Source organism: Pseudomonas sp. 1152_12 (genome assembly GCF_052850675.1).
This window is the reverse complement of record NZ_VXCW01000021.1, coordinates 14576-37455: the sequence shown is the minus strand read 5'-3', so window position 1 is coordinate 37455 and position 22880 is coordinate 14576. Positions and strand designations below refer to the sequence as shown.

Annotated in this window: 21 protein-coding genes; 16 read left to right on the top strand and 5 right to left on the bottom strand. The window is 60.1% G+C overall.

Going from position 1 to position 22880, the window contains the following annotated elements; genetic code table 11:
* Window positions 1-54 precede the first annotated feature (54 nt).
* The 3 genes from FW764_RS26345 to FW764_RS26335 all read right to left on the bottom strand — a co-directional run bounded on the left by FW764_RS26345 (window position 55) and on the right by FW764_RS26335 (window position 4053).
* Window positions 55-2451, bottom strand: a complete 2397-nt coding sequence (locus FW764_RS26345) for a TonB-dependent siderophore receptor (RefSeq protein WP_446436455.1) — start codon at window positions 2449-2451, stop codon at window positions 55-57.
* Between the two features lie 121 nt (window positions 2452-2572).
* The gene (locus tag FW764_RS26340) at window positions 2573-3526 is read right to left on the bottom strand and encodes a FecR family protein (RefSeq protein WP_446436441.1); all 954 of its coding nucleotides are present in this window, start codon (window positions 3524-3526) and stop codon (window positions 2573-2575) included.
* A gap of 26 nt (window positions 3527-3552) precedes the next feature.
* Entirely contained in the window at window positions 3553-4053 is a 501-nt protein-coding gene (locus FW764_RS26335; protein WP_446436440.1) for a sigma-70 family RNA polymerase sigma factor, read from the bottom strand.
* Window positions 4054-4335: 282 nt separating this feature from the next.
* Here FW764_RS26335 and FW764_RS26330 point away from each other — a divergent pair, with 282 nt between their 5' ends.
* The 8 genes from FW764_RS26330 (at window position 4336) to FW764_RS26295 (ending at window position 10676) form a co-directional block, all read left to right on the top strand.
* Window positions 4336-4974 carry a cytochrome b/b6 domain-containing protein gene (locus FW764_RS26330; protein WP_446436439.1) on the top strand — a complete coding sequence of 213 codons (639 nt, stop codon included), beginning with the start codon at window positions 4336-4338 and terminating at the stop codon, window positions 4972-4974.
* A complete protein-coding gene (locus FW764_RS26325; RefSeq protein ID WP_446436438.1) occupies window positions 4971-5756 on the top strand; it encodes a molybdopterin-dependent oxidoreductase in 786 nt (261 codons plus the stop codon). Before FW764_RS26330 ends, FW764_RS26325 begins: the two co-directional genes overlap by 4 nt.
* 69 nt (window positions 5757-5825) lie before the next feature.
* Complete coding sequence (locus FW764_RS26320) at window positions 5826-6107, top strand: pentapeptide MXKDX repeat protein (protein WP_446436437.1); 282 nt, start codon at window positions 5826-5828, stop codon at window positions 6105-6107.
* Between the two features lie 242 nt (window positions 6108-6349).
* Window positions 6350-7150 carry a glucose 1-dehydrogenase gene (locus FW764_RS26315; protein WP_446436436.1) on the top strand — a complete coding sequence of 267 codons (801 nt, stop codon included), beginning with the start codon at window positions 6350-6352 and terminating at the stop codon, window positions 7148-7150.
* A complete protein-coding gene (locus FW764_RS26310) occupies window positions 7143-8966 on the top strand; it encodes a glycoside hydrolase family 15 protein (RefSeq protein WP_446436435.1) in 1824 nt (607 codons plus the stop codon). Before FW764_RS26315 ends, FW764_RS26310 begins: the two co-directional genes overlap by 8 nt.
* Before the next feature lie 49 nt (window positions 8967-9015).
* Window positions 9016-9144 carry a hypothetical protein gene (locus tag FW764_RS26305; protein ID WP_446436434.1) on the top strand — a complete coding sequence of 43 codons (129 nt, stop codon included), beginning with the start codon at window positions 9016-9018 and terminating at the stop codon, window positions 9142-9144.
* The gene (locus tag FW764_RS26300; protein ID WP_446436433.1) at window positions 9141-9686 is read left to right on the top strand and encodes a GNAT family N-acetyltransferase; all 546 of its coding nucleotides are present in this window, start codon (window positions 9141-9143) and stop codon (window positions 9684-9686) included. Before FW764_RS26305 ends, FW764_RS26300 begins: the two co-directional genes overlap by 4 nt.
* A gap of 84 nt (window positions 9687-9770) precedes the next feature.
* The gene (locus tag FW764_RS26295) at window positions 9771-10676 is read left to right on the top strand and encodes an alpha/beta fold hydrolase (RefSeq protein ID WP_446436432.1); all 906 of its coding nucleotides are present in this window, start codon (window positions 9771-9773) and stop codon (window positions 10674-10676) included.
* Between the two features lie 85 nt (window positions 10677-10761).
* On the opposite strand, the gene FW764_RS26290 is transcribed toward FW764_RS26295, so the two are convergent.
* Window positions 10762-11730, bottom strand: coding sequence for a GlxA family transcriptional regulator (locus tag FW764_RS26290; protein WP_446436431.1), 969 nt, complete (start codon window positions 11728-11730; stop codon window positions 10762-10764).
* 90 nt (window positions 11731-11820) lie between these two features.
* On the opposite strand from FW764_RS26290, the gene inhA reads away from it, so the two are divergent.
* A complete protein-coding gene (gene inhA, locus FW764_RS26285) occupies window positions 11821-12501 on the top strand; it encodes an isonitrile hydratase (protein WP_446436430.1) in 681 nt (226 codons plus the stop codon).
* A gap of 79 nt (window positions 12502-12580) precedes the next feature.
* Here inhA and FW764_RS26280 read toward each other — a convergent pair whose 3' ends face one another.
* Window positions 12581-13210: a LysE family translocator gene (locus tag FW764_RS26280; RefSeq protein ID WP_446436429.1), complete on the bottom strand. Its 630-nt coding sequence runs from the start codon at window positions 13208-13210 to the stop codon at window positions 12581-12583.
* 524 nt (window positions 13211-13734) lie between these two features.
* Between FW764_RS26280 and FW764_RS26275 the strand changes: the two genes are divergently transcribed.
* From FW764_RS26275 to FW764_RS26245, 7 genes are read left to right on the top strand one after another with little or no spacing between them, the layout of a single operon-like run.
* Window positions 13735-15174 (top strand): undecaprenyl-phosphate glucose phosphotransferase, encoded by a 1440-nt coding sequence (locus tag FW764_RS26275; protein ID WP_446436428.1) that lies wholly within the window; start codon window positions 13735-13737, stop codon window positions 15172-15174.
* A complete protein-coding gene (locus tag FW764_RS26270) occupies window positions 15174-16637 on the top strand; it encodes a mannose-1-phosphate guanylyltransferase/mannose-6-phosphate isomerase (RefSeq protein ID WP_446436427.1) in 1464 nt (487 codons plus the stop codon). Before FW764_RS26275 ends, FW764_RS26270 begins: the two co-directional genes overlap by 1 nt.
* 1 nt (window position 16638) lies before the next feature.
* Window positions 16639-17550, top strand: coding sequence for a glycosyltransferase family 2 protein (locus FW764_RS26265; RefSeq protein ID WP_446436426.1), 912 nt, complete (start codon window positions 16639-16641; stop codon window positions 17548-17550).
* Between the two features lie 29 nt (window positions 17551-17579).
* The gene (locus tag FW764_RS26260; RefSeq protein WP_446436425.1) at window positions 17580-18359 is read left to right on the top strand and encodes a polysaccharide biosynthesis/export family protein; all 780 of its coding nucleotides are present in this window, start codon (window positions 17580-17582) and stop codon (window positions 18357-18359) included.
* 14 nt (window positions 18360-18373) lie between these two features.
* The gene (locus tag FW764_RS26255; RefSeq protein ID WP_446436424.1) at window positions 18374-20365 is read left to right on the top strand and encodes a GumC family protein; all 1992 of its coding nucleotides are present in this window, start codon (window positions 18374-18376) and stop codon (window positions 20363-20365) included.
* On the top strand, window positions 20365-21555 hold the full coding sequence (locus FW764_RS26250) for a glycosyltransferase (protein ID WP_446436423.1): 1191 nt from the start codon (window positions 20365-20367) through the stop codon (window positions 21553-21555). Before FW764_RS26255 ends, FW764_RS26250 begins: the two co-directional genes overlap by 1 nt.
* Window positions 21545-22873 carry a GH39 family glycosyl hydrolase gene (locus tag FW764_RS26245; RefSeq protein WP_446436422.1) on the top strand — a complete coding sequence of 443 codons (1329 nt, stop codon included), beginning with the start codon at window positions 21545-21547 and terminating at the stop codon, window positions 22871-22873. Before FW764_RS26250 ends, FW764_RS26245 begins: the two co-directional genes overlap by 11 nt.
* Window positions 22874-22880: the final 7 nt, after the last annotated feature.

The window sequence follows — 22880 nt, the reverse complement described above, 5'->3', positions numbered from 1 at the left end:
AAACAGGCAAAAAAATCGCAGCCCTGGGCTGCGATTTTTCCTATCAACGGCCGATCAGAACCCGACGCTCGCCTGTACAAAGAATGTACGTGGCTCACCCAGGTACAACCCGGAATTGTTGTCGCTGGAGCGAGTGTAATGCTGTTGGTCGAAGACGTTTTTCACGCCCACACCCAGTTTCAAGTTTGACAGTTGCGCCCCAAAGTCATAACCGCTGCGCACGTTGACCGAAACATAGCCGGGAATATCGCCGTACTGGCCATCAGCAGTGCCTTGAGTGATGTAGGTGGTGCCGGTGCCTGGCGCACGTTGGCCGGATTGGGCATAAACGTCCAAGTTATGGGTCCAGTGGTTGATGTCATAACGCAGGCCAGCCGTCGCCACTTCACGGGAGTAAAGCGGCAGGTCGCGGCCCTTGAACGGCACATCGCCTTCTGAGGTGGCCTTGGTGTAGGTGAAACCAGCGCTGGCGGTCAGACCTTCAAGGCGCGAATCAAGGTTTGACAGATCATAGTGACCCGAGGCTTCGATGCCCTGGTGCTTGGTGGCGCCCAAGTTGGTCCAGCCCACGTCGTTACTGACATATTGCAACTCATCCGAGAAGTCGATGTAGAACAACGTCACTTCGCCGCCCCACACGCCGTTGTTGTAACGTGTGCCGATCTCGTAGGTCTTGGCCTTTTCCGGGTTCAGGCCGTTGGCCGTCTGGTCGCCGTTGCCGCCCTGACCGAGTTGGAAGTACTGCAGGCTGCCAAACGATGTTTCGTAATTGGCGAACAGTTTCCAGGCATCGGAGACGTGGTACATCACGCTCAGGGCCGGCAGCGGCTCGTTGTTGTTGATCTCGCGGCGTTTCTCCTGAGTACGGGTGCCGTTCAGGGCCACAACCGGGCGGTCGTGCCATTTGGTGCGAATGTCTTCGAAGCGGATGCCCGGGGTGACAGTCCACTTGCCGATATCAATCTTGTTATCGATATAGAAGGCACTGGCCTCAGTGCCACCGGTACGATCCTGGTAGACGTGACCGTCGCTCTGACCGCCCGGCGTCGGCACATTGTTGACCAGGTTCAGGCTGGTGGCCTGCTCATGCATGCCTTCTTTGAGGTAGCGATAACCGAGGCTGACCTCCTGGGTACTCGGGCCCACGTCAAACACATGGGACACCCGTGGCTCGATGCCGAAGGTGTAGTAAGTGCGAGGGTACGAACTGAGGGTTTTCAGGTCACGGTTAGCAATGGTGCTGCCGCGGAAGCTGTCGGAATAGTAGGTCAGCACTTCGGCCTGGGTGCGGTCGTCAATCTGGCGGATGTATTTGAAGGACACGTCCTTGCGGCGGCCGCTGAAATTGTCCCAGTCACGTACTGATTGGTACGGGTTGGCACTGAACTGCTTCTGAGTCAGACCGCCGGGCATATCGGCGCTGGCGTCGTAATAGTGGAAGGTCAGCGCGAAGTCGTCTTGATCGGTCGGCGCCCAGTGGGTCTTGAAGATGACGTCATCAATGTCGTTGGCGTTGTTGCTGTTGCGATAACCGTCGCCTTTCACCCCGGAATACAACAGCGCCGCACCGATTCCATTATCCGCCGTGCCGCCGATGAATGCGTTTTCAAGGTGCTTCCACCCCCCGTGGGCCGAGTTCTCCAGGGTAGTGCCGACCTCACCGGAGAATTTCTCGGGGATAGCGCGAGTCACAAAGTTGATCACGCCGCCGACATTCTGTGGCCCATAACGCACGGAACCCGCGCCGCGCACCACGTCGATGCTGTCCAAGTTGCCAGCGGAAATCGGCGACATCGACAATTGTGGCTGGCCATACGGCGCGAACGCCGCAGGCACACCGTCGATCAGTACGGTGGAGCGCGGCGACAGGCGTGAAGTCAGGCCACGGACGCCCACGCTCAGAGAAATATCACTGCCTCCGGTGCCGTTGGAGTCCTGCACCTGCACGCCAGGAACGCGGCGCAATACGTCGCCCACATTCATAGCGCCCTGCTCCACCATCGCTTCGCGGCGAATCACCGTTCGCGCGCCGGGGTGGTTCTGCACAACGGCGGCATTGGCATCGCCCAGCCAGTCACCGACCACCTTGATATCGGTGACGCCCAGCTCCAGCGGCGAGCCCGCTTCACCGGTGCCGTTGCTTTGCGGGCGCAGCGTCACGGAACCGGCGTCGATCTGGTAATCCAGCCCGCTGCCTTGCAGCAACTGGCGCAGCGCTTGTTCGGGCGAGAGGTTGCCGTCCACCGCAGGCGCGTGCTTGCCGGCGACCATGTCCGGGTTGAAGAACACTTGCAGGGACGTCTGCTGGCCTAACTGACTCAACGCTGCGCCCAAAGGCTGCGCGCGGATATGAATACCGTCGTCAGCATAGGCAGCGGGCAACGCAGCACTGACAGAAAGCGCCAGCGCCAAGGGCGCCCAGCGGGAGATTTTAGTGTGGGAGACGGTCAGTTTTTTCACGTCGAAACTTTTCACGTCGAACCTAGTCCTGTAATCGCAAGAGCATGCGGCCGTTAATGCAAACCAGTTGCAGTTGCAGGAGAAGACGAAGAGCTCGAAAAAAACCTGAATTTCAGCGTGAAATAATTTCCTGGCTGCCGTCCGGCAAGGTGCGTAACGCAACCGGCAGGATATGCGGCAAGGCTTTGAGCAAGGCGTCGGTATCGTTGGATTTGAACACACTGGTCAAGCGTAGATTGCTCACCGCCGCGGTACTGACTCGCAACGGTTGCTCGCGGTAGCGCGACACTTCCCGGGCTACCTCACCGAGGCTGGCGTTGTTGAACACCAGCTTGCCGGTGCGCCAGGCCGTCAGCTCATCGGTGTTCACCGCAAACGCGGCAGCGACTTTACCCAAGGCATCGACTTGCGTACCCCGGCCCGCGGTCAGCGTGACGATCTGGTCCGACGCTCGCCCCTGCACGTTGACCGTGCCGGCTTCGACCACCACGCGGGTCTGGTCTTCATCACGACGTACATCAAAGCGCGTGCCGGTGACCGTCACTTGCCCCGCCCCGGCGGCTACGACAAAGGGTCGGCTGGTGTCATGCTCGACACTGAACATCGCCTCGCCCTGTTTGAGGTCCACGCTGCGTCGGCCTTTTTCATAGCGCACAGCAACGACGCTGCGACTGTTGAGGTCCATCACCGAACCGTCGGGCAACGCCACCTGGCGATGCTCTCCCAGACGCGTGCTGAACTCGGCGCGGTAGGGTTTTGGATGATCAAGCCCACTGAACAAACCCAGCCCCAAGGCAATCGCAACCACACTCGCGGCGACCGCGTAGCGCAAAATGGCCCCGCGCTTGGGACGCTCGACCGGCGCATCACACAACGCCTGCAATCGCGCCTTGGGCAGCCAGTCAGTGGCGCTCCACAAGCCTTGCAACACGTCGAATTCGTATTGGTGCTCAGGCCGTTCTGCGCGCCATGCTTCGAAACGCTGGCGTTCTTCAATGCTCAAGTCGGCATCTTGCAAGCGTACAAACCAATGCGCGGCGTCGTCACGAGCACGGCTATTGATCATGGAAGATCCTGTTTCATCAAAGCGGGTCATGGGGCCATCGCGTCCAGGCGGTCACGCAGATGCCGCAAAGTGCGGATCATATACTTTTCTACCATGTTTTTAGACAGGCCCAGGCGTACGGCGATTTCCTGCTGGGTCAGGCCTTCTATTTTTTGCCAGACAAATACCTTGCGACAGTTGAGCGGCAGCTCGGCCAAGGCCCGCTCGATGGAGTCCGCCAACTGGATTGCGTGCATGAAATGCTCAGGGTCGCCGCTGTGGGGCGAACACTGATCAAAGGCTTCCAGCTCCAGCGCCTCACGCCGGTCTTCACGGCGATAGCCATCAACGGCAATATTGCGCGCCGTTTGGTGCAAATAAGCACGCGGTTGCTCGACCTCACTCGAACGCGACTCGAGCACTCGCACAAAGGTGTCGTGGGCTAGGTCTTCGGCCTGCTGACGGTTTCTCAGGCGGCGTGTCCAGGTTCCGATCAACTCTTCGTAATGCTCGAAAAAGCCTGTTCTGCGGGGCGGCTGAGGGGTCATCGCGTGAGCACTGGGGAGGCGGGGCGTGAATAGTAATGTTTCTTATTAAGCGGGGCAATTGCTTCCCGTCGCCCTGTGGCCGTTGTAGTTTCGCTTGAACACGAGGCCAACAGCCTCGCGTTTGAACTCAGCCGTAAAGGAGCAGCGTTGTAGGGTCAACTGACACCTCAATCAGGCGAACACTCTCGCCTAAATGGGTGTCCGGTTTCATTAGACCACTACAGTTAGCGTCTACACTCGATCAAAAGGTTATGACGTTATTCCTATTTGGAGTCTGCTCCAATGCAAGCCGCACCTGAAACAACCCGTGCTGCTCCTCTGGCCCCACAAAGCAGTCATCCAGCCTGGTTGAGATTGGCCCATTGGCTGAACGCTCTGGCAGTGTTGGTAATGGTCACCAGCGGATGGCGTATATATAACGCCTCTCCCCTTTATGATTTTAACTTCCCCACGTCGATTACCTTGGGTGGTTGGCTGGGGGGCGCGCTGCAATGGCATTTCGCAGCAATGTGGATGTTGGTCGTTGTCAGCCTTTTCTACGTGCTTTTCAATCTTTTCAGCGGCCGTTTGTGGCGACGTTTTTTTCCTGTATCACCCAAAGGCTTCGTTCATGACCTGTGGTCTGCACTCCGTGGGCGGTTGGGGCACGACGATATAAGCCATTACAACCACGTCCAGCGTGTGGCGTATCTGTTTGTGATGCTCGACATTACAGTCCTGGTGATTTCCGGGTTGGTTTTGTGGAAGTCAGTTCAGTTTCCGCTACTACGTGAACTGCTGGGCGGCTACGACAGCGCTCGGCATGTGCACTTCATAGCGATGTCTCTGTTAGTGGCTTTCATCGCAGTGCATTTGGTGATGGTCGCACTGGTTCCAAAGACGTTATTGGCCATGATTGTCGGCCATAAGGAGCGCGCATGAGGAAGCGTGAGCAAAGGCCAGGACTGGACGAGTCGTCCATTTTGAAGGATGCACGGAAAATTATTTCGATCCAGGTCGAAGATCGCTCACGACGCGCCTTCCTGCTGCGTGGCTTGACCTTGGGTGGTGTTGCCATGCTATCCGGCTGCAATATCACCGATAACGATCACGTCGAAACGGCTCTGTCCTCTATATCACGCTTCAATGACAGGGTGCAGGGCTGGCTGTTCAACCCTAACGCCATGGCCCCCACCTATCCTGAGTCGATGATTACACGACCATTTCCCTTCAATGCCTTCTACGGCATCGACGAAGCGCCTACCGTCGATGAAGACACCTACCGATTGGAAGTCACCGGCATGGTCGCCGACACGCACAGCTGGAAGCTGGAGGAACTACGTGCCATGGCCCAGACCGATCAAATCACCCGGCACATCTGTGTCGAGGGCTGGAGCGCGATCGGCCGCTGGGGAGGCATCCGCTTCAGTGATTTCCTCAAGCGTGTTGGCGCCGACACCGACGCAAAGTACGTCGGTTTCAAATGTGCTGACGATTACTACACCAGTATCGACATGGCCACGGCACTGCATGCACAAACGCTACTGACGCTGACCTATGACGGTGCCGTACTGCCACGTGAATATGGCTTCCCAATGAAGCTACGCATGCCCACCAAGCTTGGTTATAAGAACCCAAAGCACATTCAAGCGATATTCGTCACTAATACCTATCCGGGTGGTTACTGGGAAGACCAGGGCTACAACTGGTTCGGTGGTAGCTGACGCCGATGGCAACCCCATTGCGCAGCCCGGCTGCGCTTATTCGCAACCTGAGTCTCAAGGAGCTTCACTATGAAAAGGTTAACTTCTGCACTCCTAGGTATTTGCCTGGCCGCAGGCGTCGCCGTTGTACACGCCGACGATACGATGAGCCACGACACCATGAAAAAAGAGGCTATGACCAAAGACACAATGCATAAGGACACGATGAAAAAGGATGAAATGCATAAAGACTCCATGGGTAAGGACACCATGAAAAAAGACACCATGGGCAAAGACACGATGAAGAAAGATTCCATGTCCAATGACGGCATGAAAAAAGACGACATGAAAAAGAATGACATGTCTCAGTAAAGCAGTGCATCACAGGAAAATAATACTGCGTTTGGAAAACCCGCTTCGGCGGGTTTTCTCATCGCCCAGCGCCTACTTGGGCACGAGGGCCAGGCGATCAGAAAGGCCCTGCTGGCAAGCACCTAGCGTATAACCCTTAACGATTGAAATAGACCGGCATCGTCACATTTGAGACAACCGGTGAACTTCCACTACGCACCGCCAGTCAGCTGAAAAGACTCTGATAAAACGGTGGGTGGGCAATGCAGATTTCGTTGCAGCAACAAGTGGCCCTGGTCACCGGCGCCAGTTCCGGCATCGGTGCAGGCGCCGCCAAGGCGTTGGCCGAGGCCGGTGCGGCGGTGGTGCTCAATTACAACTCGCAGGCGGCGCCAGCCCAAGCCCTCGCCGCGCAGATCAACGCCAACGGCGGCCGGGCGATTGCTGTGCGCGGTGATGTGTCCAAAGAAGCCGACGTAGAACGCCTGTTCGCCCAAACCCTCGACGCCTTCGGCCACCTGGATATTCTGGTGGCCAACTCCGGCCTGCAAAAAGACGCCAGCCTGGTCGACATGACACTCGACGACTGGAACACGGTAATCGGCGTCAACCTCACCGGCCAATTCCTGTGTGCCCGCGCCGCCGTGCGAACTTTCAATCGCCAAGGAGTACGCGATGGCGTGTCGCGTGCGGCCGGAAAAATCATTCACATGAGCTCGGTGCATCAGATCATTCCCTGGGCCGGGCATGTGAATTACGCAGCCTCTAAGGGCGGCGTCGAGATGCTGATGCGCACCCTGGCCCAAGAAGTCAGCGAGCAGCGTATCCGCATCAATGGCATTGCGCCGGGGGCGATTCGTACGGCGATCAACCGTGCTGCCACCGAAGGCGCGGCAGAAAAAGCGCTGTTGAAGTTGATTCCCTACGGCCGGGTCGGCGATGTCGAGGACGTCGCCAACGCGGTGGTCTGGCTGGCCAGCGACGCGTCTGACTACGTGGTGGGCAGCACCCTGTTTATTGACGGCGGCATGAGCCTTTATCCGGAGTTTCGTAGCAATGGTTGATTTCAACGAACCCCAAAGCGCCATTGATGCCCACGGGATCATCGGCGATATGCGCAGCGCAGCCTTGGTGAATGATCGCGGCAGCATCGACTTTTTCTGCTGGCCGGAATTCGACAGCCCGTCGATCTTCTGCTCGCTGCTCGACACGCCCGAGGCCGGTGCTTTCCAACTCACACCCGACCTTGAAAACGCCCGCCGTGAACAAATCTATCTGCCCGATACCAACGTGCTGCAAACCCGCTGGCTAAGCGATGAGGCTGTGGTCGAAATCACCGACCTGCTGGTCATCAGTGAAGAGATCGATGATTTGCCGCTGCTGATTCGTCGCGTGCGGGTGATCAGCGGCACAGCGACGATTCACCTGCGTTGCGCCGTGCGCCACGACTATGCGCGTACGCCGACCCAAGCCAGCATTGAAGACGGCATGGTCTATTTCGCCGCCGACGGCCAACCCGGACTGCGCCTTGCGAGCAGCCACGCAATGCAGATCGAAGGTGACGCCGCCGTGGCCAGCTTCACCCTGGCCCAGGAAGAAGGCGCCGAGTTCGTCCTCGGTGCTCAAGATGATCCTCGCGTCAACAGCGACTGTACTGACGTTGCGCTGGCACGCACATTGAAGTTCTGGCGCGGCTGGATCGCGCAGTCGAATTACCGCGGGCGCTGGCGCGAAATGGTCAACCGCTCGGCCTTGGCGCTGAAGCTTTTGACCTCACGCAAACATGGCGCAATCATCGCCGCCGCGACCTTCGGCCTGCCGGAAACACCAGGCGGCGAGCGCAACTGGGATTACCGCTACACCTGGATCCGCGACGCCTCGTTCACTGTCTATGCGTTCATGCGCCTGGGCTTCATCGAAGAAGCCAACGCTTACATGCGTTGGCTCAAAGGCCGCGTCAGTGACTGCTGCGGCCAGCCGACCAAAATCAATATCCTCTACGGCATTGACGGCCGCCAGGAACTGCCGGAGGCCGAGCTTGATCATCTCAGCGGCCACGGCGGCGCCAAACCCGTGCGCATCGGCAATGAAGCGTTTGACCAGATCCAGCTGGATATCTACGGCGAGCTGATGGACGCAGTGTATTTGGTCAACAAATACGGCGAAGCCATCTCCCACGAAGGCTGGAAGCACACGGTGGAAGTGACTGACCAAGTCTGCGAGATCTGGAACAGCAAGGACGTGGGCATCTGGGAAATGCGTGGTGAGGAGCATCACTTCCTGCATTCACGCCTGATGTGTTGGGTGGCGTTGGACCGCGCCATTCGCCTGGCCTCCAAACGCTCGCTGCCTGCACCGTTCGCGCGCTGGGACCGCACGCGTCAGGCGATCTACGCGGATATCTGGAGCAACTTCTGGAATGAAGAGCGCGGGCACTTCGTGCAACATATCGGCAGCACCGCACTGGATGGTTCGATGTTGCTGATGCCACTGGTGCGCTTCGTCGCAGCCACTGACCCGCGCTGGCTGTCGACACTCGAAGCCATCCAGAAAAGCCTGGTGCGCGACGGCATGGTCTACCGCTACCGCAACGACGACAGCCAGATCGACGGCCTGCAAGGCACCGAAGGCGCATTTGCCGCTTGTTCGTTCTGGTACGTTGAATGCCTGGCACGCGCCGGCCAAGTGGAGAAAGCCCACCTTGAATTCGAACAACTGCTGCGCTACGCCAACCCGCTGGGGTTGTACGCCGAAGAGTTCGACAACCAAGCACATCACTTGGGCAACACGCCCCAGGCATTGAGCCATCTGGCGTTGATCAGCGCGGCGACCTTTCTGGACCGCAAGCTGAGCGGGGAGAAAACCACTTGGCAACCCTGAGGTGGTCTTGTGCACAATGGGCAGCCCCTCTACCGCCATCAGGAACCCCATGCGCCAGGTACTGCTGATCTTCGACGCACAACCCTGCTTCAATCCGCCCGCGTGGCTGGTCGTGTGGCAGCATCATTTCGGCAACGTCGTTGAGCGCGCTCAGGTCATTGCGACGACCGCTTCATGAACGTATTCCCGACGCTGACCACCAGGCGCCTGCGCCTGCGAGAACTGCTGCCAACCGACGCCCCGGCGTTGTTCGCCATCCACGGCGATGGCGCCAACATGCGCTGGTTCGGCGCCGACCCGATGACCGACCTTACCCAGGCACACGCCTTGATCGACACCTTCGCCCAATGGCGCAAGCAACCCAACCCAGGCACACGCTGGGCCCTTGAACAGGATGGTCAACTGATCGGCAGCTGCGGTCTATTCAAATGGAATCGTGGCTGGAACAGCTGTGCCCTCTCCTGTGAACTGGCGGCCCAGGCACGTGGCCAAGGTTTGATGAGCGAAGCGTTACAGGCGATGCTCACCTGGGGTTTTGCGCACATGCAGTTGCATCGCGTCGAAGCCATGGTGCATCCGCACAATGCAGCGTCACAGGCGTTGCTGGAACGTTTGGGCTTCAAAGCCGAGGGGACCTTGCGAGAGGCTGGGTTCTGGAATGGCCAGCGGCATGACCTGGTAGTGTTGGGGTTGTTGGCACGGGAGTGGCTAGACACGTAAGCCCCCAGGTGTCGAATCCCCTCCATTGCGTCACTGCGTTCGACTAGTGTTCAAGGACTTTTGGCCAGCCTCGAGGAACCCATCATGCCCCCTGTCGCCCCGCTACTCTATGTGCGCACGACCCTGCTCGATATTGCCTATGAAGCCCACGGCCGCGAAGACGGTGCACCGGTAATTCTGCTGCACGGGTTCCCCTACGACCCGCGCGTCTACGATGACATCGCGCCGGCCCTGGCCGAGCGCGGCTGCCGGGTATTGGTGCCGTACCTGCGCGGCTATGGCCCGACGCGGTTTATCAACGATCAGGTCATGCGCTCCGGCCAACAGGCGGCGTTGGCCAAGGATCTGCTGGATTTCATGGATGCGCTTTACATCCCGCAAGCCACGCTCGCCGGTTACGACTGGGGCGGTCGCGCCGCATGTATCGTTGCCGCGTTATGGCCGCAGCGGGTGCGCGGGTTGCTGACCGGGGATGGCTACAACATCCAGGACATTGCCAAGTCGCTCAAGCCGCCTGCGCCGCAGACGGAGCATCGGTTGTGGTATCAGTTCTACTTTCACACCCAGCGGGGTGTGGATGGCCTGACGGCCAATCGCCGCGAGTTCTGTGAGTTGCTCTGGCGGCTGTGGTCGCCAACCTGGGCCGAGGGGCCTGGGCTGTATGGCCGCACCGCGCCATCGTTTGATAACCCGGACTTCGTCGAGGTAGTGATTCACTCCTATCGCCACCGCTTCATGTACGCGCCGGGCGACCCGGGCTTGGAAGCGATTGAGCAGGCGCTGGCGCCGCAACCACCGATTTCAGTGCCGACGATTTCGCTGTGCGGCGCCGATGATGGCGTGGGCCCGGCCTCGGCGGTGGATGACGATCGGGAGCACTTCAGCGGTTTTTATCAGCGCGAAGTCTTGGCAGGTGTGGGTCACAACATTCCTCAGGAAGCGCCGCAGGCGACCCTCAAGGCGATCTGCGCGTTGCTGGATCGAGCGTGACGTCAGCGGACACAGCCAAGGCCGTCAGAAATACACCCTGGGGGGGTATCGTCAGGTGGGGGTCAGCGCTTAGGTTTGAGGCGGCTCACGCTGGATCGCAAAACCGCTCGCGATACGCCTGGGGCGTGACCTCCAGGACCCGCAAGAAACTGCGCCGCAGGGTCTCCTCGCAGCCAAAACCGCATTGCACGGCGATACGTTTGATTGACGCTGTGCTGTCCGCCAACTGCCGCCGTGCGGTTTCCACGCGGATCAGCTCGACTGCCCGTGCAGGGGTTTGCCCGGTTTCGGCGCGGTAGTGGCGAACGAAGCTGCGTTCGCTCATGCCGGCCTGGGCGGCCAATGTGAGAATGTTCAGGTCGAGTGTGAGATTTTCGGCCATCCAGGCATGCAAGTCGGCGAAGCGGCTGTTGCCCTTTTGCAGGGACAAGGCCACGCTGAATTGCGACTGGCCCCCAGGACGCTTGAGGAACACCACCAGGTGCCGCGCGGCCTCCAGTGCCACGGCGCGGCCCAAGTCTTCTTCGACCAGGGCCAGGCACAGGTCGATGCCTGCCGTCACGCCAGCGGACGTCCACACTGAACCTTGCTGGATGAAAATCGGATTGGATTCCACCGTCAGCGACGGGAATTTACGCGCCAGCTCTTCACAGCGGGTCCAGTGGGTGGCCACGCGGCAGCCGTCGAGCAAGCCACTGGCGGCAAGCAGAAAAGCGCCGGTGCACACGGATGTCATGCGCCGGGTGTGCTGGGCTTTGTGCCTCACCCATTCGACCAATTCGGCGTCTTCAGCCGCGCCGTAAACCCCCCAGCCGCCAGCGATCACCAAGGTATCGCACGGCGCGTCAGCCGCGGGCAGCGGCTCGGCCACCAGCGCCAGGCCGGCGGAGGTCATCACCGGCGCTGTCTGCGCGGCGATCACTGAAACCGCATAAGGCAACGGCACCCCGCGCTGGCGGGCCAAGTCGTTTGTCGTGGCGAACACCTGTAATGGCCCGGTGACGTCGAGCACCTGTACATTTTGGAAAGCGAGTACGTGGATGATCCGAGGCATATTTGGCGTAATCTGTGGGCTTAATGGCGTATGCGCCAAAGCCTAGGCCTCTAGAGTGAAGCCGTCTACCCCTTTATTGGAGCTTCATTCATGATCTTGCAGATCGGTTTTCTGTTGTTCCCCGGCATCCAGCAACTGGACCTCACCGGCCCTTATGACGTATTGGGCTCGCTGCCGGACGTGAAGCTGCACTTGGTGTGGAAAGACCTGGCGCCCGTCACCTCCAGCACCGCAATGGTGCTTACCCCAACCATGACCTATGCCGACTGCCCGCGCCTTGACGTGATTTGCGTGCCCGGAGGTTCCGGCGTTGGCGCCTTGATGGAAGACCCGCAAACCCTGGATTTCCTCAAGGCCCAAGCCCAGACCGCGCGCTACGTGACCTCGGTGTGCACCGGCTCGCTGGTACTCGGCGCTGCGGGTTTGTTGCGCGGCCGTAAGGCCACCACCCACTGGGCCTACCACGACATGCTCGCCCCGCTCGGCGCGATTGCGGTGCAGGCGCGAGTGGTGCGTGACGGCAACCTGTTCACCGGTGGCGGGATTACTGCCGGGATCGATTTTGCGCTGACCTTGGCAGCCGAGCTCTACAGCGAAGCGCAGGCGCAACAGGTGCAGTTGCAGATCGAATACGCACCAGCGCCGCCGTTCGACGCGGGCAGCCCGGAAACCGCACCCGAGCACGTGCTGGAAGAAGCCAGAAAGCGCACAGCGGAATCACGTCGGGTGCGCGGCGAGATCGTAGCCCGGGCGGCGGCTCGATTGGGCTGATGCAATAACTGTGGCGAGCCCGATGACCACAACAGAGTCACTGGCCACCACAGGCCCGCTCGCCGTATAAGCGTGTGGGTCAGTTGGGCCGAGACATCAGCGCCAACCGCGCGGCCAACAGCATCAGAACCGTCGCCAGGCCCCATTTCTGGAGCCTGGCACTCTGGGCGCGCCCGGCAAAAAACCGGCTGAGCGCACCGCCAAAAACGCCCAGTAGCGCGTGAAACACCCCGGCAATCAGGGTTAGAACGCCGCCCAGCACCAGCAGTTGCAAGGCAATGGACCCGGCCTGCGGCCTGACAAATTGCGGCAAAAACACCAGGAAAAACAGCAACGCCTTAGGGTTGAGCAAACTGTTGAGCATTGCCTGCACAAATACACGGCTCAGGCGCACACGCTTGACCTGGCCAGAGTCCAGCCCCGCGCTTTTCTGCAAGGTCTTGAACACCAGCCACAACAGGTAGATCACGCCAGCATAGCGAATCACATCAAACGACGGCGGCCAACCGGCGACCAACGCCGTCACCCCGGTAGCGGTCAATGCCGTCAGCAGTAGGTCGGCCACGCAGATTCCCAGGCTCGAGGCCACACCGCCGCGCCAGCCATAACTGATGCCATGGCTGATAACAAACGCCATGTTCGGCCCCGGGGATAGCAGCAACAGCAGGACCGCGCCGGAAAACATCAGCAAGCTTGTGAAATCGATCATGCTCACCCCCCCAATATAGAGCCCACAGGTTAAATGGCTGTCCAAAAACTAACAAAAAATTGTTCTGGATACATTTTCATCTGCGTTTAAAACCAACTTCCACTCGCCTGAGCGCCTTATTTTCTGGCACTTGGCGTGTGTTCTTTGTCCCTTGTTACTGCCGCGGTTCAAAAAAGGCTTCCCCACTTGGCAGGAAAATTCTCACATTTGTTTCTACACTCAAAAACACACCCCATTTCCGATTATCCGAACAGGGGAGGTCAATAAAGTGACACCAAAAAATCAATTATCGTGTCTAGCACTGCATCTGCACACCACTGTCAATTCACTGACAACTTAATTCACGGGTATATTCCTTAAGTCACTACCTTCGCAGAAACATTCGTTTGGATAGCTTCAGTTAAAGGAATAGTTGCGTTTTACCCAGCGTAGCCGTCGTTCGTCTTGCCCTCACATAAGCAGCCCGCTGCCTTATGGATCAAACAGCCGAACAGAAAGTCTGGAGTGCAATGAGGGATGTTTTTATGCGAGAGAAGTCGTCAGTCGACAGCCTGTTTCTGACCCGCGCCGGTTTTGTTGAGTTTTTTGTGGTTTTCGTCAAGTTGATCCATGGACTGACGGCCATTTTGCCGCCCCTGGTCCTGGTTCTGTTCCTCGACCCAATGGCCCCTGAGCTGCGCTCCCACTTTCTTGGTCTGCTGCTGTTTTTCGCGATTCTGACCATTATTCTGTTCCAGGCTCTGAGCATCTATTCCGAAGATCTGTTCAGCAATCGGTTGCGCTTGCGGACCAAGACAGTCGCCTGGTCCGCGGCATTTTGCATCTTGCTGTTCATGTACCAGATCCTGCAGTTTTTCCCGCAATTAACCCCACGCAACCTGGTGGCATGGTACTTCGCCAGCCTGGGGCTGTTCTGTGTTGAACGCCTGTTGATGCTGCGCCTGTACCGCAACCTGATGCGCAAGGGAAAATACTTGCAACGCACGGTGATCCTGGGCTTCACCGACACTGCCGTGCACGTCGCCGACCACCTGCAACGTAATGGCGATATCCGCTCCGGCCTGATTGGTTTTATCGATGACCGTACCGAGCGCATTCCCAAGGAACTGAGCAACCTGCCCTTGCTGGGCAACACCCGCGACCTGGAAAAACTGATTCGCGCCGAGCAAGTCAACCAAGTCATGATCTGCCTGCCCTGGGCAGCCGAGCAACGTATCCACGGGCTGGTCAACCGTCTGCGGCAGATGTCGGTGAACGTGATGCTGGTGCCCGATATGGCCGCCCTGCGCTACGGCCATAGCCGCATCACCGACGTGGGCGGCATCTTGATGTTCAACACCTCGCAGTTGCCGCTGCGCGGTTGGTCGCCGGTGATAAAACGCTGTGAAGATGTGCTGCTGGCAAGCCTCGCGCTGGTGGCGCTGTCACCGGTGATGCTGGCGACAGCGATCGCGATCAAGCTCGACTCCAAAGGCCCGGTGCTGTTTCGCCAGAACCGCTTCGGCTACAACGACAACGAGATTCGCGTGTTCAAGTTCCGCTCGATGTTCACCGATCAGAGCGATTTCACCGCAGAGCAACAGACCACGCGCAAAGACCCGCGCATCACCCGCGTGGGCCGGATCATCCGCAAAACCAGCATCGACGAGCTGCCGCAGCTGTTCAACGTGTTGCTGGGCAACATGTCGATGGTGGGCCCGCGCCCCCACGCCACGGCGACCAAGGCGGCCGGTATTCCGTTTGAAGTGGCGGTGAGTGAATACAGCTCGCGACACCGGGTCAAGCCGGGCATCACCGGCTGGGCGCAGATCAACGGCTACCGGGGCGAGACCGACACCCTGTTCAAGATCCAAAAGCGCGTCGAGTACGACCTGGAGTACATCTCCAAATGGTCGGTGTGGTTTGACCTGTACATCATCTTCATGACGGTCCCGGCCGTTCTCTCCACCAAGGAGGTCTATTGATGAACACCCTCAGCGGCTTGATTCCCTGCATTATTTCCGGTGGCTCGGGGACACGGCTGTGGCCGGTATCACGACAGAACATGCCCAAGCCGTTCATGCGCATGCGTGACGGCATGAGCCTGTTGCAAAAGACCTTTCAGCGCGCAGCACGCCTGCCCGGGGTGGAAAGCGTGCTCACGGTGACCAACCGCGACCTGTTGTTTCGCACCCTGGATGACTACCGCGTGGTCAATAAAGCGCACTTGCCGTTGGACCTGTTGCTGGAACCGTTCGGGCGCAACACAGCGGCGGCCATCGCGGTGGCGGCGCTGCATGTGCAGGAGCATTTCGGCGAACAGGCGCATCTGCTGGTAATGCCTGCCGACCACTTGATCAGCGATGAAACCGCGTTCGCCGCCACTGTGACCCAGGCCCGTGAGCTGGCCGAAGCCGGCTACCTGGTGACCTTCGGCATCCAGCCCGACCACCCGGAAACCGGCTTCGGCTATATCGAAAAAGGCGACGCGCTGGGCACCGGCAACCGGGTCAAACGCTTCGTCGAGAAACCCAACCTGGCCACCGCGCAAGGCTACCTCGACGGTGGAAAACACCTATGGAATGCCGGCCTGTTCTGCTTCAAGGCCAGCGCCTTGGTGGACGAACTCGCCGTTCATGCTCCCGACGTACTCGCGGCCGCGAAAGCCGCACTGGAGCACAGCCAGGCCCTGCAGAACAAAACCTCACGCCAGCGTGAATTGAACGCTGAAGGCTTCGGTGCCGCACCGGATATTTCCATCGACGTGGCGTTAATGGAGAAGTCCAAGCAAGTCGCCGTGGTGCCCTGCGACATCGGCTGGAGCGACATCGGTTCTTGGGAAGCCCTGCGCCAGCTCACACCCAGCGACGCGCAGGGTAACCAGGTCAATGGCGAAGCGATTTTGCACGACGTGCACAACTGCTATATCGACTCGCCCAAGCGCGTCCTCGGCGCTGTCGGCGTGCGCGACCTGATCATCGTCGACACCCCCGACGCGCTGCTGATCGCCGACGCCCATCGTAGCCAGGATGTGCGTTACATCGTCGCCGAGCTCAAGCGCCAGGACCATCCGGCGTTTAGCCTGCACCGCACCGTCACCCGGCCATGGGGCACTTACACGGTGCTCGAGGAAAGCAGCCGGTTCAAGATCAAGCGCATCGTGGTCAAGCCCCAAGCATCGTTGTCGTTACAGATGCACCACCACCGCAGCGAGCACTGGGTGGTGGTCAGCGGCGCGGCGCAGATTACCAATGGCGAGCGCGAATTCCTGATCAACGCCAACGAGTCCACCTACATCCCGGCCGGGCACAAACACCGCCTGACCAACCCCGGCATCATCGACCTGGTGATGATCGAGGTGCAGAGCGGCGAGTACCTGGGCGAAGACGACATTGTGCGTTTTGACGACATCTACGGGCGTGCGCCCGCTGCCGACGTGAAAAAGTGATATGCGTACCTCGTTGATCATCCCGACCCGCAACGCGTCCAGCCACCTGGAGCGATTGCTGCCCGCGCTGAAAATGCAGACGCTGCAACCGGACGAGATGCTGGTGGTCGACAGCGCCTCCAGCGATGACACCGTGGCGCGCTTTCGTGAGTTCGGCGCGCGGGTCGAGGTTATCGACGCGCGCGATTTCAACCACGGCGGCACACGGCGCTGGGCCAGTGAGCACGTAAGCGGTGACGCGCTGATCGTGATGACGCAGGACGCAATCCCCGCCGACGCCGAGACGTTCGCCAATCTGCTTGATGAGCTGCAGCAAGACCCCCTCATCGGCGTAGCCTACGGCCGCCAACTGCCGCACCCCGGAGCCGGCGTGCTGGGCGCGCAGTCGCGGCACTTCAATTACCCGGAACACAGCCGTAACAAACGCCTGGCTGATGCCCCGGTGCTTGGGATCAAGACCTGCTTCAGCTCCGACTCTTTCAGCGTCTACCGACGTAGCGCCTTGCAGGCCGTCGACGGCTTCCCCGCCGATGTGATCGGCAGCGAAGACGCCTATGTGGCGGCGCGCCTGCTGCTCCACGGCTACACGGTGCGCTACGCCGCGTCGGCGCGGGTGTACCACTCCCACGATTACCGACTCATGGATGAGTTTCACCGCTACTTCGACATTGGCGTGTTCTACGGTCGCGAGCCGTGGATTCGCCAGGCCTTTGGCGATGCTGGCGGTGAAGGTAAACGCTATGTACTGGCTGAGCTCGCAGCATTGCGTGCAGCCGGTGCATTGCACCGCGTACCCGAAGTCCTGGTGCGCAGCGCGTTCAAGTTGCTCGGCTATCGGCTGGGCCATCTGGAACGCCGGCTCCCCATCGCCCTCAAGCGGCGCATCAGCATGTTCCCCGGTTATTGGAGGTGAGCAGCATGACCTACAGGAAGTCCCCCTTGATGAAAAAAACCGTGCTCCTCCTGGCCATGATGGCCCTGGCCGCTTGTAATACACCGGCACGCATTGTCCCGCCTGATGACAAGACCGTGGAGGACGGCAAACGTGCCCTCGACCAGCTTGCACAGCTACCGCCGGCGGTGGAGCGCATCCGCATCGGTGACCAACTGCGTATCGTGCGCGATGCCGGGGAGATGCCGACGCTGTCGGCGTTCAACGTCAGCACCATCTACGAGCTGACGCTGTACACCGTGCAGACCGACGGCAAGATCAACTACCCCTTCCTGGGGCCGATCCAGGTTGCCGGGCGCCAGCCATCGGAACTGGCCACCGAGCTGAGCAACAAGCTTGCACCGGTGTACCGCGAGCCACGCGTAACGGTGAACATCAACCAGGCACCGGGCAATTCGGTGATCGTCGGCGGCGCGGTGAACAACCCGACCGCGGTCCAGCTCGGCACCGCCAACACCCTGGAGCAAGCCATTGTCGGCGCCGGTGGGGTGAACCCCTCGGGCAATGCCAGCATGGTGGCGCTGCTGCGCGAAGACGCCCAGGGCGCCTACCACGCCTACTTCCTGGACTTCAGCCAATACCTCAAGCCCGGCCCGAACGGGCGCAAACCGGTGCACCTGCAACGCGGTGACGTGGTGTTCGTGCCCAAGTCCAATGTGGGCGAGCGCATCCAAGGGGTGGATACCTACTTGAACCAACTGATCCCATTCACCAAGTCCATTGGGGTTGGCTACAACTACACCCGAACCAGCAGCAGTTCCAGTAACTAAAGGAGCGACATCCCATGATCGAGATCCGTTCTTTTCGTGATCTTCTGCGCCTGTTCTTCATCTTCCGCCAAGAGTTCAAACTGGCGGCCATTGCGGCGCTGGTGATTATTTTGCTGGGAGCATTTTTGCTGCCGGCCAAGTACGAATCCACCGCGCGCCTGCTGGTCAAGCCAGGGCGCGACTCAACCTTGCCGATCGAGATCAGCAACCGCCAGGCGCTGGTCATGCCCAGCACCCAGCGTGACCCGATTGTCGACGAGGAGCGCCTGCTGACCGGGCGCCCGATCGTGCGCGCGGTGGCTGAGCATTACCTGGAAGTCATCGACACACTGCCGCCACCGCAAGGGTTCTGGAAGCGCACCAAGTACTATGTCAAAAGCAGCATCGGCGCCGTGTTCGACGGCCTGCGTGTGGTGTTGGAAACGGTGGGCATTATTGAAAAAACCACACCCGTGGAACGCCTGGCCGCGAGCCTGGAGAAGAACTTCGAAGTGAGCCACGCGGCCGGTTCCACCGTGATGGATATCAGCTTCAAGTGGAGCGACCCGGAAATCGCCCAGGCGGTGGTCAAGAGTTGGGTCGAGACGTACATCAATGAACGCACACAAGCGCTGGGCCGCAAGAGCCTCTACGCGTTCTATGAAGGCCAGGTCAACACCAGCGCGAATGAGATCAAGAGCTACAAGGAGCAAATCCTCAAGCACTTGAATGAGATCGGCGCGGCGAGCATCACCGATCGCCTGGAAGACCTGTCCGAGCGTATCAACGTGCTGCGCGGCGAGACGTTCAACACCACCCGCCTGATCGCCTCGTCCGACAGTGCCATCGACAGCACGCGCACCCAGCTCAAGACCCAGCCCAAGGAAGTGACCACGGTTCGCCAGATTGCACTGAACCCGCAGCAGCAAGACTTGCGTCGCCTGTTGAACCAGAAGCTGCTGGAAAAAGCCGACATGATGCGCACCTACACCGACAACGCGCCGCCGGTCAAAGCCTTGGACGCGTCTATCCGTGCGATGCAGGCCCAAGTCGCGAGTGAAAGCAATACAGTGCAAAGCTCGGAAAACCGGGCGCCGAACACCCTGGAAATCCACTTGCAACGCGTACTGCTGGATGAATCGAGCAACAATCAGGCCTTGCGGACTCAGTTGGTGCAACAACAGAAGCAACTGGTGAACCTCGAAGCGCAACGCAAGCAGGCCCTGGAGATTGAACCGGAGTTGGCGCGCCTTTCCCGCGAGCTGAGCGCCACCGAGCGCAACTACGCGCTGTATGTCGACAACCTGGAAAAATCGCGCATCGACCGTGAGCTGGACAACAGCCAGATCAGCAACATCGCCGTGATCGAGGAAGCCACTCTGAACCCAGGCCGCATCTTCCCCAAAACCCTGGTGATGCTGGTGTTGGCGATTCCGTTTGCCATCGTCGTCGGCCTGCTGGTGATCTACCTCTGCTACCTGCTGGACCAGCGCATTCACGACGGTGGCCTGGTAGAGCGCAAGTTCGGCCTGCCGCTATGGACCACCCTGCCGGAGTTGGATACCAGCACCGCCCAGAGCAGCAACGCCTTCAATGCGAGCATTTACCGGCTGTACGGATTGCTGCAACTGGACCGTATTGCCGAACAAGGCCTGACCCTCGGGCTGACCTCGGCGCGCCACGGCGAAGGCGTGACCTTTGTGGTGGAGCAACTGCGCCAGTTGCTGCAAGAAAACGGGATTACTGTGCGGGTCGGTGGCATCGAACCTGCGGCGCCAGGCGAAGTGGTGCTGCTGGATGCCTCGGCGCTGCTGGACAACCGTGACGCCTTTATCAACCTGCGCCGCGCCGACCTGATCGCCCTAGTGGTGGAAGCGCAAAAAAGCACCGTGCCGGTGGTGGAACACGCGCTCTCGATTCTCAATACCGCGTTCGGCAAAGTGGACGGCATCATCATCAACCGACGCAAATTCGAAGTGCCGGCCAAGGTGCTCGGAACCATCGCCAAATACCGGGGGGCGTACTGATGCGCATCGCCCTGCTTGCCCCTTTGCCGCCGGAAAAAAACGGAATCGCCGATTACGCGAACCATTTCAAGACGGCCCTGGAGCAACTCGGCGTGACGGTGGCGACACCGCTGAGCGGGGTAGAAGGCAACAGCGCTGCCATCAAGCAAGCCATCGCCGCCTTCGACTGGCACAGCGTGGACCTGGTGCACGCCGAACTGGGCGGCGGCCGATTGGGGGAGTTCCTGGCCCTGCGCGAATTGCGCAAGGCTTACCCCAACCTGCCGCTGACGGCCACCGTGCATGACCCGGAACGTCTGGTGTGGCGTCGCGAACACCAGCCCTTTCCGCTGAACCTGCTGGAGCGCCTGCCCAGCCCGCTGCCCCAGGCAGCGGTGGTGTTGGCCGACCCGCTGACGTTGCGCGAAGAACGCCACGTCGCCCAAAGCCTGACGCGGCTGATCACCCTCACCCGCTTGGGTGCCGAGTGCCTCAGGCAACGCATGCAACTGCCAGCTGGCAAAGTCGTGGTCATCAACCACGCCAACCTGGCCATTGCTACCGCGCCGTTACCAGCGCTGGACACCTTGCACCTGCTGTATTTCGGGTTTATCTACCGTGGCAAAGGCATTGAAGACCTGTTGCAGGCTCTGACCGATGTCCTCAAGCAAGCCCCCGAATTGCGTGACCGTGTGCGCCTGACCCTGGCCGGTGGCACTGCCGCCGAAATGGCATTCGGGGCGAGCGGCAATTACCTTGAACAGTTGAACAGCCAGATCGCCGAGCTGGGCCTGGCAAACGTTATCGACTGGCGGCTGAATCTGCCGGCCAGCGAGATTGCACAGACCATCCAGGCGCACCATGTGATGGTGCTGCCATACCGCGAATCGAAAAAACTCGGCCTGCTGGGGCGTCAACGCGGCACCAGTGGCGCGCTGTCCTGGGCCGCGGCGTGCGGGCGCGGGGCGATCACCTCGGATGCACGGGCGTTTGCCGAAGAAGTCGCCAGCGGCAATGGCGCGATCTATCCCCAAGGCGACGTGGCGGCGCTCAGCGACCAGTTGCTGCGCCTGGCGCGCACGCCGACATTGGCCCGCGACTGGGCCGAACGTGCCGGGGAAATTGGCCGCGAACGTCTGTGGCCGTTGACCGCGCAGCAGTTCAAGCGACTCTTTGCGAAGGCGATTGCAGGAGACGCTTATGGCGCGTAAACGGACTTATCTCGCCACCCTTGCGGTAATCGTGGCGCTCGGCCTCACCGCCTTTATGTGGGGGCGCCAGGCCGACGCCGAGAACCACGTGCTCAAAGGCAATAAGGTGGTGGTCTGGAAGGACTTCCTGGGGGTGAACGCGCAGTTTCTGTGGTTCAGCCCCACGCTTTATCAACTGCAGATAGACCGTCTCAAGGCCTTGGGCCTGGAGTGGGTGCGCCTGGATTTGCACTGGGACCGGCTGGAGCCGGCAGAGAACCAGTACCAGATCGCCACCCTGGATCAGTTAGTCAGCAACCTGCAAACCAACCAGCTCAAGTCGGTGTTCTACCTGGTCGGTTCGGCGCCCTTCGCCACCACCGCGCCAGCCGGTGCGCCGTATCAGGACCAGTACCCGCCCAAAGACCCGAACGTGTTCGCCAACCGCATGGCGCTGTTGTCGCAGCGCTACCCCAGCGTCAACGCCTGGCAGGTGTGGAACGAACCTAACCTGCTCGGCTTCTGGCGTCCGGTGGCCGACCCAGCGAGCTATGCCAACCTGCTCACCGCCACCGCGGGCGCACTGCGCGCGGTGGACGCGAACAAACCGGTGGTCGCTGCCGGCATGGCTTTTTTCAGCGAAATGCCGAATGGCCAAACCATGTTCGCCGCCCTTGGCGCGCTCGGTGTGGCCAGCCTGAACACGGTTATTTCCTACCATCCCTACACCCAACTGCCCGAAGGCAATGACCCTTCCAACCTGGATTTTATTGCCAAGACCACTGCGCTCAACCAGTCCCTGCGCAGCGCCGGCGTGCAAACCCTGTGGAGCACCGAGTGGGGCTGGTCAACCTACCCCGGACCGAAAGACGCCCAGGACCTTATCACGCCGCAAGGCCAGGCCGATTACGTGGTGCGCCGTGTGGCGCTGATGAGCGCGATGGATTACGACAAAATCTTCCTGTTCACCTTGAGTGACCTCGACCAGCGCGCCAGCGTGCGTGACCAGTTCTATGGTTTGCTCGACATCGATGCCAACCCCAAGCCGGTCTACACCGCCTTGAAGAACTTCCTCGACGTCAGCGGCCCGCAACTCACCCCCGGCGACCCGCCCACCGCCGACCAATTGCCCGATGGCCTGTTCAGCATCGGCTGGACCCGCGCCGATGGCCACAAGTTATGGTTCTTCTGGTCGGCCGAAGGGGGGAACGCGCACCTGCCTAATCTCGCCAGCGCCACCCTGTACGACCCGCTACGCGGCACGCAAACCCCGGTGAGTGGCACCCATGGGCTGACCGTCCCGGTCAAGTCGAACCTGCAAATTCTGTTATGGGACTGAAGCTCGC

What these genes read in the sequence shown, in the direction of transcription:
- FW764_RS26270 (WP_446436427.1), top strand. Translation starts at nt 15,174, where the DNA reads ATGAACACCCTCAGCGGCTTGATTCCCTGCATTATTTCCGGTGGCTCG.
- FW764_RS26305 (WP_446436434.1), top strand. Translation starts at nt 9,016, where the DNA reads ATGCGCCAGGTACTGCTGATCTTCGACGCACAACCCTGCTTCAATCCG.
- FW764_RS26290 (WP_446436431.1), bottom strand. Translation starts at nt 11,730, where the DNA reads ATGCCTCGGATCATCCACGTACTCGCTTTCCAAAATGTACAGGTGCTC.
- FW764_RS26280 (WP_446436429.1), bottom strand. Translation starts at nt 13,210, where the DNA reads ATGATCGATTTCACAAGCTTGCTGATGTTTTCCGGCGCGGTCCTGCTG.
- FW764_RS26330 (WP_446436439.1), top strand. Translation starts at nt 4,336, where the DNA reads ATGCAAGCCGCACCTGAAACAACCCGTGCTGCTCCTCTGGCCCCACAA.
- FW764_RS26255 (WP_446436424.1), top strand. Translation starts at nt 18,374, where the DNA reads ATGATCGAGATCCGTTCTTTTCGTGATCTTCTGCGCCTGTTCTTCATC.
- FW764_RS26265 (WP_446436426.1), top strand. Translation starts at nt 16,639, where the DNA reads ATGCGTACCTCGTTGATCATCCCGACCCGCAACGCGTCCAGCCACCTG.
- FW764_RS26310 (WP_446436435.1), top strand. Translation starts at nt 7,143, where the DNA reads ATGGTTGATTTCAACGAACCCCAAAGCGCCATTGATGCCCACGGGATC.
- FW764_RS26320 (WP_446436437.1), top strand. Translation starts at nt 5,826, where the DNA reads ATGAAAAGGTTAACTTCTGCACTCCTAGGTATTTGCCTGGCCGCAGGC.
- FW764_RS26340 (WP_446436441.1), bottom strand. Translation starts at nt 3,526, where the DNA reads ATGATCAATAGCCGTGCTCGTGACGACGCCGCGCATTGGTTTGTACGC.
- FW764_RS26295 (WP_446436432.1), top strand. Translation starts at nt 9,771, where the DNA reads ATGCCCCCTGTCGCCCCGCTACTCTATGTGCGCACGACCCTGCTCGAT.
- FW764_RS26245 (WP_446436422.1), top strand. Translation starts at nt 21,545, where the DNA reads ATGGCGCGTAAACGGACTTATCTCGCCACCCTTGCGGTAATCGTGGCG.
- FW764_RS26315 (WP_446436436.1), top strand. Translation starts at nt 6,350, where the DNA reads ATGCAGATTTCGTTGCAGCAACAAGTGGCCCTGGTCACCGGCGCCAGT.
- FW764_RS26325 (WP_446436438.1), top strand. Translation starts at nt 4,971, where the DNA reads ATGAGGAAGCGTGAGCAAAGGCCAGGACTGGACGAGTCGTCCATTTTG.
- inhA (WP_446436430.1), top strand. Translation starts at nt 11,821, where the DNA reads ATGATCTTGCAGATCGGTTTTCTGTTGTTCCCCGGCATCCAGCAACTG.
- FW764_RS26300 (WP_446436433.1), top strand. Translation starts at nt 9,141, where the DNA reads ATGAACGTATTCCCGACGCTGACCACCAGGCGCCTGCGCCTGCGAGAA.
- FW764_RS26260 (WP_446436425.1), top strand. Translation starts at nt 17,580, where the DNA reads ATGAAAAAAACCGTGCTCCTCCTGGCCATGATGGCCCTGGCCGCTTGT.
- FW764_RS26250 (WP_446436423.1), top strand. Translation starts at nt 20,365, where the DNA reads ATGCGCATCGCCCTGCTTGCCCCTTTGCCGCCGGAAAAAAACGGAATC.
- FW764_RS26335 (WP_446436440.1), bottom strand. Translation starts at nt 4,053, where the DNA reads ATGACCCCTCAGCCGCCCCGCAGAACAGGCTTTTTCGAGCATTACGAA.
- FW764_RS26275 (WP_446436428.1), top strand. Translation starts at nt 13,735, where the DNA reads ATGCGAGAGAAGTCGTCAGTCGACAGCCTGTTTCTGACCCGCGCCGGT.